The sequence below is a fragment of the Microseira wollei NIES-4236 genome, from assembly GCF_020521235.1.
In the GTDB taxonomy this organism is placed as follows: Bacteria; Cyanobacteriota; Cyanobacteriia; order Cyanobacteriales; family Aerosakkonemataceae; genus Microseira; species Microseira wollei.
In genome coordinates this window covers 1-14,678 of the sequence record NZ_BLAY01000217.1, presented here as the reverse complement: position 1 = coordinate 14,678, position 14,678 = coordinate 1, and the positions used below count along the sequence as shown (strand labels likewise).

Here is a 14,678-nt window from a genome sequence, read left to right as displayed (position 1 = left end):
CCCCTCTCTGCTAGGGCTTCGTTTTTGTAGCCGACACCCTCAAGGGTGTCGCTACACAGACTTGGCATGCTCTAGCAGGCTTTAAAAGCTTTAGCCCCTCTCTGCTAGGGCTTCGTTTTTGTAGCCGCACCCTTGAGGGTGTCGGCGTAGATTTGCATTCCTGACATGCTCCCATTGTGCTTTAGTAATTTATCTTGCCCGACGCCATACTTGCTGACGCACAAGCTAGCGCCAAGGCTTCCAATGCCTCTGCATCCAAAATCGCAATCTTCCCGCCACGTCGATAAACCAAAACAGACTTCATACTCTTAATCAACCGGACGCATTCTTCATAGGTAATGCCGATACTCCGCGCTATCTTATAATAGGAAAGATTCGCCTTTAAACAAATACCATCCGGGGTTTTTTCTGTTCCGTATTGCTCGGCAAAATACTGAATTAATCTGGCTAAACGCACAATAGCTCTTTCTGACACCAATCCATGTACCGTGTCGTGGAGTTGCTGAAGTCGCTGATTAAATACCATCAACATTCGCAAAGCAATTTCAGGGTTATTTCTCATGGCTTCTAGTAAAGCATCTTTCTCGACTGTAATAACCAGGCAATTGCGCTCAGCGGTTACCGTCGCGGGTGCAATGCCATTACCTAATAAAGCTGGTGCGGCGAATATTTCCCCAGGTGATAAAGTGCGGAGAATTGTTTCTTTACCAGTACTTGCTATTTTGGTAATTCGTAACGAACCTGTAAGCAGGGCGAATAGTTTTGCGGGTATGCGATCGCTCTCCTGCATCACCATTTCCCCCGCTTGGTAGTCTTGCACTCGACTATGCGCTTGTAACCCTTCTAATTCCGAGGTTTCTAGCTGTGCAAACACTTGAATTTGAGCGAGTTGTTCAACGGTAGCTTGCAAGTGAATCCTCCAGGCGATCGCGCAACTCTACTTTGGCGGTGGTAGTGGGTAATTGGGAATTGGTAATTGGATGATTTGGCGGTAGAATTCTGACAATTACCAATTAGCCAAAAAGCTTCATGCAGGACTTACGCACGACTCACCCATCACCTTTGTTTCTGGGTAGATCGCTAGTTGCAAAGCCAGGATTTTTCAGAGAAACTTTTCAGAGAAACCCGGTTTCTTTTTCATAGAAACAAAGGTGATTTGCCTAAGTCCTGTCATGCTTGAACCATCCAGACTAAAAATCCCAAAATTTGCTCCACTGGGGGCAGCGGATAAATGGTCAAATCGATAGTCACCTCATTGTCAACAAGCTTGAGAAATTCCCACTGAATACCATTACTAACAGCACCATAAATAGCAGGCAACGCTCTTTTCTTCGCCTCGTTAAATCTTTGAGCAGCGACCATTTCAGCCACACATTGACCGATACCAGTTTTCAGATATGCTTGTTTGGCTTCCACAATTACAACTGCCGGGGCTTCAATTTCCAACAGTTCAGTTGAACGACTAATCAAAAAGTCGCAACGTCCATTCAATCCAACCGATTCATCTACGCTAAAATCTTCTCCAGAAAATAGGCTAATTTGACGATTCAAAATCCGCCGTACTTCTACCAAAACAGGACTAATAACTAACTCAGATCTAGCTTTCTCGCTACCTGTCGCCACAGCAAGCGGCAGAGTCTCTTCCAGAAAAGCTGCCAAAGTAGCACTCGGCTGAATAGGAGCAATTTCAGGTAAAAACCTAACTCCCTCCACTGTGGTTAAATTGAACGCTTCTTTAACCTTGGTGATAGTAGTAAATTGGCTATACGGCATAAATTTTTCCCCCAAGCTTTACCACCGAAGTGCAAGATTACTGTTGGGTTTCTTTCCCTCAACCCAACCTACTCCTCTTGCCTTTGCTCGTGACAGGCGAGACGCCTATCCCACAAGTCCGAGACGCCTATCCCACAAGTCAATGTTCATTCTTTCTCCACTTTATATCCCAACTCGGCCAAACGACTGCGAGATTGTCTCCACTTCGGCTCTACTTTTACAAACAATTCCAAATAAATCTTCCCAGCAATTAACTTTTGCATTTGCTCCCGCGCTGCACTGCCAATTGCCTTCAACATACTGCCCTTTTTCCCAATCAAAATCCCTTTTTGGGAATCCCGCTCAACGTGAATTGCTGCAAAAACGCGGGTAATTGCTGGCTCTTCTTCTACCTTTTCTATCGTTACTGCTACCGAATGCGGCACTTCTTCCCTGGTTAATAGCAGAATTTGTTCGCGAATTAATTCCCCCATAATAAAGCGTTCTGGCTGGTCTGTAACCAAATCTGGGGGATAATAATAAGGCCCTGGTTCTAATTTTTCAACTAATAATTTTTGCAGTGACTCTAATCCTTCTTCGGTCAGTGCAGAAAACTTGACAACAGGCCATTTTTGTGGTTCGGCAAACTCGTTATAACTGCGATCGATTTCTGGGGAATCTTGCGCTAGTTGGTCGATTTTGTTTAGCCCTAAAATCACCGGAGTTTTGGTATTTTCTAGCAATTCGGCGATGAAGCGATCGCCACCCCCCATTTCCACAGATCCATCCACCACAAACAGCACCACATCCACCGATTTAATCGCGATTTGGGCATTTTGTACCAACACTTCTCCTAACTGGTGATGCGGCTTATGAATTCCCGGTGTATCGACAAAAATCATCTGCGCTTCCGGAGTTGTCAAAATTCCCCGCAAGCGATTTCGCGTAGTTTGAGCAACTGGCGAAGTAATCGCGATTTTTTGTCCCACTAATTGATTCATCAGCGTGGATTTTCCTACGTTGGGGCGTCCGATAATACCGATAAACCCTGACTTGTATCCCTCCGGTGCAACGGGGATACTGAAAGTAAAATCTTGTTCTATAATCTTTTCCTGGTCGCTCATTTTATTGCAGATTTCAGATGGCAGATTCAGATTTTAATACAATGTTCATTTAAAGTCAATTTAACTATTTCAAAATTCAATTAAATCTGCAATCTTAAATCTTAAATCTTAAATTTTCCTCCCTCGGCTTGCTTTATACACAGATTGGCGGCGGCTTCAGCGGCAAGAGGTTTGCTCAAGAAGTAACCTTGAACGTCATCGCACTTGACCTCTCGTAAAAATTCCAATTGTCCTGGTGTTTCTACTCCCTCGGCTATTACTTTTAAGTTTAACCCATGACCCAGGGCAATGACTGCCTTAATGATGGGTGCGTCGTCAATAAACGAGCGATCGATTTTCAGCGTACTTAAGGGAAATCGTTTCAGGGAACTGAGGGAAGAATAGCCGGTACCAAAGTCATCCATCGAGATGTAGATGCCCATGTTTTTTAAAGTTTGCAACACCGAGATGGTAAAATCTATATCTTGTATCGCAGTAGTTTCGGTAATTTCAATTTCCAAGTAACGCGGTTCTAGCCCTGTTTCTTCTAAAACTTGAGCTATTTTTTCGCTCAAATTTTGTTGCATAAACTGACGTGCTGAAAGATTCACTGCCATACGTAGCGGCGGTAGTCCGGCTAACTGCCAAGCTTTATTTTGAGCGCAAGCCGTCCGCAGCGCCCATTCTCCAATCGGGTTGATCAATCCGGTTTCTTCTGCGAGTGGAATAAACCGATTGGGAGGAATTAATCCTTGTTCGGGGTGCTGCCAGCGAAGTAGCGCTTCCATCCCCACAATTTTACCAGTTTTTAAGTCGATTTGGGGTTGGTAGTGCAAGAGAAATTCTTCCCGTTCCAAGGCTTTGTATAAATTGTTTTCTAAGACCATTTTTTCCAGCGCTTGAGTGCCAATAGACGGGGTGTATAGCTGGTAATTATTCCGCCCCTGTTGTTTGACTCGATGCATAGCGGCATCGGCATTTTTGAGCAGGGTTTCTGCATCTTCGCCATCGTAGGGAGCTAAGGCAATTCCAATGCTAGCTTTGATATAAAATTCGCCCTTTCCCTCAATCTGAAAAGGTAAGTTAAAAACAGACAAAATTCCTTGGGCAATTTGAGCCGCTGATTCGGCACAAACAATGGGGGATAGCAATAGGGTAAATTCATCGCCGCCCCAACGAGCAATTGTGTCAGATTCGCGCAGGCATTTTTTGAGTCGTTGGGCAACATCTTGCAGCAAGCGATCGCCTACACCATGACCCAAGGTTTCGTTGATTTTTTTGAACCCATCTAAGTCTAAAAATAACACTGCCAAAATTTCTCCTTTTTGGTGGGTATTTGCCAGTGCTAAACCAAGTCGGTCGTTAAATAGCAACCGATTAGGTAAACCCGTTAAAATATCGTAAGAAGCTTGATGCCGGAGCGTGTCTTCTACGCGCCGTTGCAGGATGGACATGTAAACGTGAATTCCCAGGGTTTGAGCGAGTTTTATTTCATTTGCATTCCACGCTTTAGCTTGTCCATTTCTGATTTCTTGCCATGTTTCAAATGACCGCCATTGAGGCAAATTCCGCGATTCTTGATTGCACCTTCCTGCCCATAATGTTTCGGTTTCAATTCCATTGCGGAAAATGGTGATGCACCCGATGCATTGTTGGTGATACTGTAATGGCACGAGCAGTAGGGAGCGAATCGAAGTTGATGCAAAAGCAGGCAGTAAATACTCAAGTTGAGGTTCTTGGTAAAGATCGCTAATGCTATAGAGGTGCGAGACAATATTTTTACTGGCAAACACCGGCCAAATCGAACATTTACAATCTTCAGATTTTACCCCTTTACCTTCGCAGTTACAGCTGATAATTTGTTGCCAAAAAGGTGTTTCTTCAATCTCTGCTAGCTTTGGCTGATCGCCCCAGGTATAAAGTTGAGCAGGCTTACCCGTTGGCTCGGCTGTAATATACAATCTAGCACCAGAACCTTGTAAAGCTTTTGCTATTTGTTCCAAAACCGTTTGCTTTTTGTGTTTCAGGGGTAGCGGTGAATGGAGAATGCGGTTAATTTGGTTAATTATGACTTCATCCCTTGCTTGTTGTTGCGCTTGCAAAAGTAGATTGTACTGCGCGATCGCAATCGAAACTTGATCCACCAGCAACTGCACTATCTTTAACTCGCTTTCTGAAAATTGTCGCGGTTTAACTTGGTGGCAAGCTAATAAACCCCATAAGTTATTTTCATATAAAATCGGCACGGTCAGCGAAGAACTTACCCCCATCGCCGTTAGATACTCAACGTGACAAGGGTCTACAGGTAAATAGCGAATATCTTCCGTTACCAGACTTTCTCCCGTCTTAGGACAATCTAACTGATAAAGCATTTTCCGTTGCGAAGCCACATCTACAATCACCCGCTGGCGTGCTTTCACAAACATCTCCCGCACCTGGGGGGGAATGTCGCTAGCTGGGAAATGCAATCCCAGCAGCGAGGGTAAGCACTTACCCCGGATCGATTCGGCGATGACTTCGCCGCTACCATCCGCATAAAAGCGGTATATTTTGACGCGATCACCTGCCATAAATTTGCGTATTTCCTCCACCGTCGCCGTCAAAATCTCTTGCAGATCCAAAGAGGCGCGAATGCGGCTGACAATCCGATTCAGCAATCCCTCTCGCCACGATCCTAGCCTTCCCGGAAGTGCCGCTTTTTTACCTGCCATGCGGTTCAACCTACCAATCTAAAGTTAATTACCCCAAACTGAAACAGATCTGTTTTTTCAATTAGTGTTAACTCAATTTGAAGAAAAATTAATTAAAAAAAAATTAATTTGCTTCTAATTGTATTCCACTTTACATTTGCTGGCTTTTTAATTAAAAAAAATTTACTAGATTAAAATTAATTATTAAATTTTAGAATAAAATTCTGGGGGGTCTAACTTTTGATAGGTGACAGATCGCCTTGGCTCGACTAAAGAGTCAATCCCGTGTAGGCAGCAAAAGCAGGACTTACGCACGACCTTGCCATCACCAAAGTTTCTTTGTTTCATAGAAACCCGGTTTCTTTGCCTAAGTCCTGAAAAGTTTTCTACCAAACACTTAAACACAGGTTGCTATGACATCCTCACCGGGAGTCAACGCCACGGTGATTCCTAAACCTCACGATTTAGATTTCTGCTTCCTTCGATTGCTGGACTTTCGCAACTGCGCTTTAACCTCATGGCTATCAGGTCTGACGTTCGCGACGGAGTCTGTCACGGTGTGTCGTGCCGCCAAAATGTTTCGCGCTGCGTTGATGTCCCGGTCGTGGTGCGTCCCGCAGTTGGGGCAGTCCCATTCTCGGATACTCAACGGCAACGATTGGACAATGTGACCGCAACTTCCACAGGGTTTGGAACTGGGGAACCATCGGTCAATCTTCACCCAGGTTCGACCATACCACTTGGCTTTGTATTCGAGTTGGCGTACCAATTCCCCCCAACTTGCATCCGCAATCTGTCTTGCCAGTTTGGCGTTTTTCACCATGTTCTTGATTGCCAAATCCAAGGGCGGCGATGGTTTGGTTTTCACGCACCAGTTGAGTCGTCAGCTTATGGAGAAAATCTTTGCGGCTATCGGCAATTTTGGCTTGCACCCGTGGGACTTGCACTCTTGCTTTGTCGCGATTACGAGAGCCTTTTTGCTTGCGAGAAAGAGCTTTCTGCACCCGTTTGAGCTTCTTTCTGTGTCGCTCAAAATGCTTGGGATTAGCAATCTTTTCACCGTTGCTGGTGGCAATCAGGCTATTGATACCCAGATCCAACCCAACCGATTTCCCGCTCTGTGGAAGGGGCCCAATGTTGGGGTTATCGACCAACAACGAAACGTGCCATCCTCCACGAGCATCCAGCTTGACGGTAATCGTCGTCGGGGTACCTGTGAGATTGTCAATCAGCGCGGCATCGAGCCGCTTGCTTGACGCTCCTATCCCTCCCTGCCCTGGAACGGCAGGGTTTCTCGGAGGTTTTCGCGGAAAAATCCGGACAAGAATCGGGCAAAAGCGTAAATTTAGGCGAATTTACCTGGAATCACGCGACTTTACACGCCCGCAGCGCAGATATTTCCATCAACTACTTGCAAAGCTTATTCCCCGCCGATAAAAACCTGCGTTTAGTCGAGCAGATGTACGAATATTTTGGCGATGAGGTAATGATGCATTGAGAATTTATTCGAGTCAACGGCACAGCGATTCCTGTAGGTTTGCAACTGGTTCGCTACACCACCTCTTTCCGCCTCAACGAAATTATTCGCCATCACGAAGAACAAGGTGTCTTCATCGCCAACCCCCATACCTACATCATTGAAGATGGAGGCAGAAAGCAGATCGATCAAGAGCAGCTAAAATTCAAACAAATGGTTGATCCCTACGGGTTGCTAAATCCTGGTAAACTGAGAGCCTGGACTCGATAACCAAAAAATTGCCAATTTCAGATGGCAACTTAAAACCGAATTTTTAGATAAACCCGCCCCGCCTCACTGGCAATTTAAGGGCGGGTTTATCTAGCCCATCAGCACAAGTCATAATTTATCGTTAACACTCCCACGTCTTACCAATTAGCAATTAGCAATTACCAATTAGCAATTACCAATGATAATAATTGACGGTTCCTACGGCGAAGGCGGGGGACAAGTACTCCGAACTTCCCTCAGCTTAGCAGCAATAACTGGCGAAGCAATTCGCATCGAGAACATCAGGGCGGGACGCCCCAAACCCGGACTGGCGGCGCAACACCTCACATCCGTGCGCGCAGCAGCCGCTATTTGTCAGGCACAAGTGCGGGGCGATAAACTCGGTTCGACCATGCTGGAATTTATTCCCAGTAGCCCTACTTTGGCGGGACAGTATAGTTTTGATGTGTCCGCAGCGAGGGAAGGGGGGTCCGCAGGTACGGTAACGCTGGTTTTGCAAACAATTTTGTTACCTTTGGCGCTAGCAAAAGGCGACTCAGAAGTCACGTTGCGCGGGGGAACCCATGTCGCTCACAGTCCTACACTCAGCTATATCGAACAAGTTTATCTGCCGGCGATCGCTCTTATGGGTATCGCCGCTAGGGTCAAACTAATTGCTTGGGGTTGGTATCCCCAAGGCGGAGGACAAGCGCACCTGCGCGTATCCGGCGACAGTACCCTATGCGGGATAACTTTATTAGAGCGCGGTTCCTTGCGCCTGGTACAGGGATTGGCGGTGGTAACCGAACTTCCTGCCCACATTCCCAACCGCATGGCGCTGCGAGCCGACAATATCTTACGCGAAAACCAACTCAGAGCCAATATCAAGCCCCTGCGGGAACGAGGTGTTGCACCGGGGGCGGGTATTTTCCTGCTTGCTGAGTATAAAAATAGTCTGGCTGGGTTCAGCGCTTTGGGGCGCGTCGGGCTACCGGCGGAAAAAGTTGCCGAAATCGCTTGCGAGGAATTACTGAATTTCCATGAAAAAGTAGCACCCGTCGATGTTCACCTAGCAGATCAGATACTGTTACCAGCAGCTTTAGCATCCTCGTCGAGTCAGTACCGCGTAGCCCAAATCAGTAACCACTTGACCACCAATGCTTGGGTGATTCACCAGTTTGGGTTAGCCGAGATCGAGATCGACCAAACCAACCAAATTGTAACGGTGACACCGGCATCGGCAAAGACAAGGGAGAATTCAACCTAATTTCTGCCCCACCTTCCCCACTTTCTCTTCAAACATGCCGTGAAAAAAAAGCTCCCCTCTCCCTTTCTCGGATATATAGCATCACCAAATGCAATTGGTATTTATAAAGAATCCATGAAGCCAAGGGAAAGCGAGTTTGATTGTGCTACGAAATTAATGGCTGGAAAATTCGGTTTTTTGCCAAAAAACTCGGTGTGACTTCCCAACTGACCCTTCACACTAACTTTACAAATCCTTGCTTACGGATATGCCATTGCTGGAAGTGAGGAAAAAGCCAGGGATTGAAATACTGAAAATTCCTTATGCACCGCGTCAGTTCTAAACAAGATATTTCAGAGAATCTACGCTGGTTGGGCCTGGCTCAAACCGATTAAGCTGTCAGTATGGGGGGCAAAAATATGTGTAAAATAACACCGGAAGAACTAGAATTAGAAAACAAGCAAGCACAGCTGGCTGCACTGGAAGCCGCGCTGGCTGAAAGGGAGTTAGAGTTGACAACACTTGAGGCAAGGTTACACGCCTTTGAACGGGAATACCTGCGAGTCGTTGGGGTCCGATATGGGAAACTCGATGAAATCGAAGCTGAAATTGCTAAATATTTGGCATTTTTGCACCCAAAGGACGAGATCGCTCGCAAGCAGGCGGTTCTAGCATCGGAGAAAGCGCAGATGTCCAAGCGTGCTTGCTCGCGCGCATCTTCACCGCCAAATTCTCACCCTGGGGAAAGTCTGAAGAAACTTTATCGCGAAGTTGCCAAACGCATACACCCAGATTTGGCAACGGATGAAGTAGAACGCCTTCGCAGGCAGAAACTGATGGCAGTTGCGAATCAAGCCTATGAGAAGGGAGATAAACAGAAACTTGAGGGGATTCTTCACCAATGGGAACACAGCCCTGAATTTGTCAAAGGGGAAGGCATCGCAGCGGAACTAATTCGCGCGATTCGCAAAATTGCCCAAGTTAGGGAGCGATTGAATGCAATTGAAACAGAAATTAATACCTTAAAACAATCGGAACTTTACCTGTTAAGAGACAAAGCGATCGATGCAGGTATCGCAGGACGCGACTTATTAGCAGAAATGGCATACCAACTTAATAAGAAAATTGCCAGGGCAAAAGGATGGCTAGAAAAATTGAGAACTAACGTAGGTGTGTGTGCATGAATAATAATAAACTACAAAAAAACAACGATCTGGTTCCAACAGAGCATCGAGATCTGACAAAGTCTTCAAGAGCGGTGATTCACAGGGGATTAGATTTAGCAAGAGAACTGAAGTCTGAAATACCAATAAACGTTTACAAACAACAGACTTATACCCAGCCGTTAACTCAAACCTGGAAATGCGTCAACACCCTTGTAGGGCATTCGTATGGGGTTTATTACGTCGCCTTCAACCCGGATGGAAAAACTTTAGCCAGCGGCAGCTACGACTACTCAATCAAACTTTGGAATCTTGACAATTGCCAGCCAATCTGCACTGTGGAGGATAATTCTCGCTGGTTCTTTTCCGTCGCCATCAGTCCGGACTGGCAAACGATCGCTACTGGCTGCGATAGCGGGGCGATTAAATTGTGGCAGCTCTATACGGGCAACTCAGTTGGCATCCTCGCGGGGCATTTCATGGATGTTACTTGCGTTGCGTTTAGCCCGCTCCCCCTCACATCCCCCTTTTTAAGGGGGACAGCAGGGGGATCCCAAGGGGGGATTCTGGTTAGTGGCAGTTTAGATAACACGATCAAACTATGGCACCCAAACAGGGGTGAGGAAATTCGCACCCTGACGGGACATGATGGCGAAGTTTTTTCGGTTGCTATTAGCCCAGATGGACAAACCCTTGTCAGCGGTAGTTGGGACAATACGATTAAGCTGTGGGATCTAGACACTGGGGAAGAACTTCATACCATTTTTGCTCGTAATGTTCGGTACATTGCCATTAGTCCAGATGGGCAGACGCTTACCGCTGGCTGTGCTGACGGGACTGTCAAATTGTGGCACATCGGTACGGGCAGTCTACTCGACGGCTTTACCGGGCATAAAGACGGCATTCGGTTTCTCGCGTTTAGCCCAGATGGAAACACTTTAGCCAGTGCTAGCGAGGACAATACGATCAAACTTTGGCATTTAGCAACAGGGAAAGTTCTTTGCACCCTGCGGGGACATTCAGATCGCGTTCGTTGCGTTGCTTTTAGTCCAGATGGAACTACTTTAGCCAGCGGCAGCGATGATAATACGATCAAGATTTGGCAGTTGGCGCCGGAATTGTAAATCGCTTTTCCTACCTCAGCTAGAACACCCTCTGCTTTCTGACTCGCTAAACTATCGATGTCTCCTTCTTTACCGACGACATGATAGTTCTGGTTGCCCTGCTTGCCTTTTACCTCGCGTTTAACCTGGGAGCCAACGACGTTGCCAACTCGATGGGAACTTCCGTAGGCTCGAAGGCGGTTACCTTACGGCAAGCACTGATAATTGCCGGTATTTTAGAATTTACGGGTGCTGTACTATTTGGCAGTGCGGTTTCCGAAACCCTCGCCACCGATATCGTCAACCCAGTTTTATTCGCCGCCACACCAAAAGTTTTGCTCCTGGGTATGGTATCGGTACTGATTGCCTGCGGTTTATGGATGCAAATTGCTACCAGTTTTGGGTTGCCAGTATCTTCTTCTCATGCGGTTGTGGGCGCGATCGCTGGTTTCAGTTGGGTAGCCGCTGGTGTTCGCGCCGTTGATTGGTCTTCCATCGGCATTATCACCATCGCCTGGATCGCCACGCCCATTGTCAGCGGCGCGATCGCTTCCGGGTTTTACAGTATAATCAAGCACTACATCCTCGACAAACCAGATCCCCTGTTTCGCCTGCGCGAGTGGATTCCTTGGCTCTCAGCCGCACTGCTAAGCGTTGTTGGCGTAATTGTATTGCCAACGGTGAGTAAACCGATACAAGTATTTCTCTTGAATAATTGGGGAATAGCCCTACCTGCCCACGATATTCCCTTGGGATTGGGCGCGATCGCATCGGTTACCCTGAGTTTAGTCAGTTGGCGACAATTAGAAACCAGACAGACAAAGGAAAGATCGCCAATTACCAATTACCAATTACCAATTACCAATTTGATCGAACAGCAACTAGGTAGATTTCAAGTACTGAGTGCTTGTTGTGTCGCGTTTGCCCACGGATCGAATGATGTGGGAAATGCGATCGCCCCTCTTGCTGCGATCGCCTATATCAGTCGCACGGGTAGCGTCCCCCTAGCAGACTTTAGCGTTCCCTTATGGATTTTAGTACTGGGTGGTTTAGGGATTGTCGTCGGTTTAGCCGTTTGGGGCAAAAACGTCATTACCACAGTAGGAGAAAACATTATTCCCCTCAAACCCAGCGGCGGTTTCTGTGCCGAATTAGCCACCGCCACGACGGTTTTACTCGCTTCGCGCTTAGGTTTGCCCGTCTCCACCTCTCACGCCCTAGTTGGCGGCGTTGTAGGCATTGGACTGGTGCAAAATTTCCGCTCCATTCGCTTTAGCACGCTTCGATCTATTGGGAGTGCGTGGCTGACTACTATTCCTATTACCGCCGCTTTAGCAGCAGGTATTTTTAGCGTTGCTAATTGGGTAATGGGTAATTGCTAATTGCTAATTGCTAATTGCTACAGGACTTACGCAAGGGCGTTCCTATCACCAAAGTTTCTTGCTGCGATCTCTGGTTCTTTTGCGACGATTTTTCAGAGAAACTTTGGTGTTTGCGTAAGTCCTGTGCTAATTGCTAATTCTCCTCTGCTCACCTGCTCACCTGCCTACCTGCTAGGCCATTGGGCGGTTTCGTCGGATTGGTGCAATCGCCGCACATCGGCTTCTAGGGCGGCGGCGTGGCGCTCCAAAATGGCCTGGGAATCTTGAAAGTGTTCTTGAGGCGATCGCATTCCCTCATACTCCAGATCGGGAACAACTTCTGGAAAGATTCTGTATCTTTTTTGACTAAAAATCGCTCAAATCCTGCTGTTGGCACGCAGATCGAAAGCAAAGCACAATACTAAAACAAAGGGCGGCTTTCTTGGACAGATTGTGGACAAGAAAACCGAAAATATCGCAAAAAAACGGAGATATTGCCAAAAAGCAGCGTATAATCCAGAATTTTGACCGCAAATTGCCAAGAGGTAGACAGACAAATGGTGCCACTCGACAATCAATCAGAAGATTGGGGCAAAGATAACGCCAACGCAGCAGAAGACATGCTGAGAACCGTATCGCAAGAACTGCAAAGTATAAAAGATAACTGGCTGGCAGAGATTAACAATCTGCGAGGCGAGAAATCGAGGTTGGAGGCGGAGATCGAACAGATGCGATCTACTCAGCAACAACTCAAATCGCAGCAATCAGGTGTCTTAACCCAGACAACCCAAGGCGATCAACAACAAGTATGGGCGCAGCAACTCGCCGGGATATTAGCAAATCACCTGCAAGAGCGACTGCGCCAGCAACTAAGTCAATCAACAGGGGAAGCAGCGCAACCATCAGCCACACCGGGGGAATCCACCGAAAATACGTATCGCATACTATCTTCGGTCGATTCTACCCTCAGCACCACCTTAAAAGCCCTGCAACAGGATGTCAGCAGCTATCAAAGCGCCCTCGCGCAACAGCTGGGACGAATGCAAACCCTAGAACAACAAGGGGAAGCGATTTTAGAAGCGCTAGTTAGTCGCCTGAAAAACCAACTTCAGACAGCTCCTGCACCCCGTCCGATTACGATCGACACTCCCCAACCCCGCGTCGGAGCACCATTACCAGCGACTCCTGTAGTCGAAACAACGCCACAACCAGTAGCGCCTCCCCCACCAATAACAATTGGGCGTCCCACTTTAAATAGAGGTTTTTGGCTGATACTAATGTCATCTTTGGTACTGGCGTTTCAAAACGTCGTTACCAAGATTATTTTGGTCAAAAAACCCGTGTTTATTTTGGGTAGTTTGGGCGGATTTGTGCAACCAAGTGCTGGTAACGCCCTGTTAATTCTACTAATGCGAATGACAATAGAATTACCCCTATTGTTCTTAGTCGCCCGTTTGCTTTATCCCAGAGCATGGCGAGATTTGAGGCAATTGTTGAATAGAAGTAGGCGGAATTCCCTGGGATGGTTGCTCTTAACTGGTTTTACTTTATTCCTATCTCAGTTTTTCTTCTACATAGCACTGGGGAATATTACCACGGGTGTTGCTACCACCATTTTCTTCATTTACCCCACGGTAATAATCCTGTTAGATTGGCAACTTTTTGGTTCTCGTCCTTCACTTTCCCTAACCTTAGCGACGATGAGCATTTATTTGGGAGTGTTTCTGAGCTTGCCTTTCCAACAAGGGATAAAAGATGCCAACTTGTGGCTGGGAATAACAACTGCGATCGCATCTGGAATATCCTTAGCGCTCTACGTAATCTTGAGCAGAGTTTGCGCTCAAAAACTCAAGTTACATCCTTTACCCTTCAGGATAGTTGACTGCACAACCATTTTAGTCTTGTCGGCTTTAAGCGTCCAAATTGCCAATATGATCCCGCTTAAAATCCTCGTATCCAATGTTCCCCCAAACATGTGGAATTCACTCTGGATATCGACAGGAATTTTGGCAGTTGCAACCTTGCTTGGTCTGGTGCTAAATCACTTTGGATTGCGTCAGATCGGCTCTCCCATCGCTCCGATGATTGGGGCTATAGTTCCCGCTTTGACAACGCTTTTGGCTTGGGGATTAATCGGGGAAAATTTGATGCCGATTCAAGCAATTGGAATTGCCATAGTCACCTTGTGGGTATTGGGAATTAGCGCCGAAAACGTGCAGCGAATGATGGCGAAAAAACCGGCACCAGCAAATCGCTAAATACCAGCGTAGGGTGCGTTAGCGATAGGGTAACGCACCTAAAACGACTAAAGTCGCGCCTACACAAACTTTGACCGCCTGCGCGGTCTATAAGAATTTGGTATCATCTGCCAGAATGTTACTAAATAAAAGCCTACAGAAAAAATACGAGCGTAGGGTGCGTTAGCGATAGGGTAACGCACCTAAAACGACTAAAGTCGCGCCTACACAAACTTTGACCGCCTGCGCGGTCTATAAGAATTTGGTATCATCTGCCAGAATGTTACTAAATAAAAG

Annotated in this window: 12 protein-coding genes and 2 pseudogenes; 7 read left to right on the top strand and 7 right to left on the bottom strand. The window is 46.8% G+C overall.

The features are described 5' to 3' along the window. Window positions 1-181: 181 nt before the first annotated feature. The 6 genes and pseudogenes from MiSe_RS42195 to MiSe_RS54255 form a co-directional block, all read right to left on the bottom strand. A complete protein-coding gene (locus MiSe_RS42195) occupies window positions 182-910 on the bottom strand; it encodes a Crp/Fnr family transcriptional regulator (protein ID WP_226592109.1) in 729 nt (242 codons plus the stop codon). Between the two features lie 260 nt (window positions 911-1,170). Next, window positions 1,171-1,773 carry a hypothetical protein gene (locus MiSe_RS42190; protein ID WP_226592107.1) on the bottom strand — a complete coding sequence of 201 codons (603 nt, stop codon included), beginning with the start codon at window positions 1,771-1,773 and terminating at the stop codon, window positions 1,171-1,173. 146 nt (window positions 1,774-1,919) lie between these two features. Next, window positions 1,920-2,876, bottom strand: a complete 957-nt coding sequence (era, locus tag MiSe_RS42185) for a GTPase Era (protein WP_226592105.1) — start codon at window positions 2,874-2,876, stop codon at window positions 1,920-1,922. A gap of 101 nt (window positions 2,877-2,977) precedes the next feature. Then, window positions 2,978-5,566 (bottom strand): bifunctional diguanylate cyclase/phosphodiesterase, encoded by a 2,589-nt coding sequence (locus tag MiSe_RS42180; RefSeq protein ID WP_226592103.1) that lies wholly within the window; start codon window positions 5,564-5,566, stop codon window positions 2,978-2,980. A 183-nt stretch (window positions 5,567-5,749) separates the two neighbouring features. After that, window positions 5,750-5,893 carry a hypothetical protein gene (locus MiSe_RS42175; RefSeq protein ID WP_226592101.1) on the bottom strand — a complete coding sequence of 48 codons (144 nt, stop codon included), beginning with the start codon at window positions 5,891-5,893 and terminating at the stop codon, window positions 5,750-5,752. A 109-nt stretch (window positions 5,894-6,002) separates the two neighbouring features. Then, window positions 6,003-6,753, bottom strand: a pseudogene (locus MiSe_RS54255) (RNA-guided endonuclease TnpB family protein); the annotation flags it as partial. Window positions 6,754-6,812: 59 nt separating this feature from the next. Here MiSe_RS54255 and MiSe_RS54250 point away from each other — a divergent pair. The 6 genes and pseudogenes from MiSe_RS54250 to MiSe_RS42140 all read left to right on the top strand — a co-directional run. Beyond that, window positions 6,813-7,292 (top strand): annotated as a pseudogene (locus MiSe_RS54250) (FAD-binding protein); the annotation flags it as partial. 178 nt (window positions 7,293-7,470) lie between these two features. Then, window positions 7,471-8,538 carry an RNA 3'-terminal phosphate cyclase gene (gene rtcA / locus MiSe_RS42160; protein WP_226592098.1) on the top strand — a complete coding sequence of 356 codons (1,068 nt, stop codon included), beginning with the start codon at window positions 7,471-7,473 and terminating at the stop codon, window positions 8,536-8,538. Window positions 8,539-8,577: 39 nt separating this feature from the next. Next, a complete protein-coding gene (locus tag MiSe_RS42155) occupies window positions 8,578-8,736 on the top strand; it encodes a hypothetical protein (RefSeq protein ID WP_226592096.1) in 159 nt (52 codons plus the stop codon). A gap of 200 nt (window positions 8,737-8,936) precedes the next feature. Then, the gene (locus MiSe_RS42150) at window positions 8,937-9,701 is read left to right on the top strand and encodes a J domain-containing protein (protein ID WP_226592094.1); all 765 of its coding nucleotides are present in this window, start codon (window positions 8,937-8,939) and stop codon (window positions 9,699-9,701) included. After that, a complete protein-coding gene (locus MiSe_RS42145; RefSeq protein WP_226592091.1) occupies window positions 9,698-10,804 on the top strand; it encodes a WD40 repeat domain-containing protein in 1,107 nt (368 codons plus the stop codon). The genes MiSe_RS42150 and MiSe_RS42145 overlap by 4 nt, the downstream gene beginning before the upstream one ends. A gap of 80 nt (window positions 10,805-10,884) precedes the next feature. Further along, the gene (locus MiSe_RS42140; RefSeq protein WP_226592090.1) at window positions 10,885-12,165 is read left to right on the top strand and encodes an inorganic phosphate transporter; all 1,281 of its coding nucleotides are present in this window, start codon (window positions 10,885-10,887) and stop codon (window positions 12,163-12,165) included. A 164-nt stretch (window positions 12,166-12,329) separates the two neighbouring features. Here the strand turns inward: MiSe_RS42140 and MiSe_RS51605 are convergent, their stop codons facing one another. Further along, window positions 12,330-12,455 (bottom strand): hypothetical protein, encoded by a 126-nt coding sequence (locus MiSe_RS51605; RefSeq protein ID WP_264196938.1) that lies wholly within the window; start codon window positions 12,453-12,455, stop codon window positions 12,330-12,332. A 246-nt stretch (window positions 12,456-12,701) separates the two neighbouring features. On the opposite strand from MiSe_RS51605, the gene MiSe_RS42135 reads away from it, so the two are divergent. Beyond that, window positions 12,702-14,402: a DMT family transporter gene (locus MiSe_RS42135; RefSeq protein WP_226592088.1), complete on the top strand. Its 1,701-nt coding sequence runs from the start codon at window positions 12,702-12,704 to the stop codon at window positions 14,400-14,402. Window positions 14,403-14,678 lie beyond the last annotated feature (276 nt).

Excerpts from the sequence above, each read along its gene's own strand:
- MiSe_RS42190 (WP_226592107.1), bottom strand. The coding sequence starts at position 1,773 with ATGCCGTATAGCCAATTTACTACTATCACCAAGGTTAAAGAAGCGTTC.
- era (WP_226592105.1), bottom strand. The coding sequence starts at position 2,876 with ATGAGCGACCAGGAAAAGATTATAGAACAAGATTTTACTTTCAGTATC.
- MiSe_RS42180 (WP_226592103.1), bottom strand. The coding sequence starts at position 5,566 with ATGGCAGGTAAAAAAGCGGCACTTCCGGGAAGGCTAGGATCGTGGCGA.
- MiSe_RS42175 (WP_226592101.1), bottom strand. The coding sequence starts at position 5,893 with ATGAAACAAAGAAACTTTGGTGATGGCAAGGTCGTGCGTAAGTCCTGC.
- rtcA (WP_226592098.1), top strand. The coding sequence starts at position 7,471 with ATGATAATAATTGACGGTTCCTACGGCGAAGGCGGGGGACAAGTACTC.
- MiSe_RS42150 (WP_226592094.1), top strand. The coding sequence starts at position 8,937 with ATGTGTAAAATAACACCGGAAGAACTAGAATTAGAAAACAAGCAAGCA.
- MiSe_RS42145 (WP_226592091.1), top strand. The coding sequence starts at position 9,698 with ATGAATAATAATAAACTACAAAAAAACAACGATCTGGTTCCAACAGAG.
- MiSe_RS42140 (WP_226592090.1), top strand. The coding sequence starts at position 10,885 with ATGATAGTTCTGGTTGCCCTGCTTGCCTTTTACCTCGCGTTTAACCTG.
- MiSe_RS51605 (WP_264196938.1), bottom strand. The coding sequence starts at position 12,455 with ATGCGATCGCCTCAAGAACACTTTCAAGATTCCCAGGCCATTTTGGAG.
- MiSe_RS42135 (WP_226592088.1), top strand. The coding sequence starts at position 12,702 with ATGGTGCCACTCGACAATCAATCAGAAGATTGGGGCAAAGATAACGCC.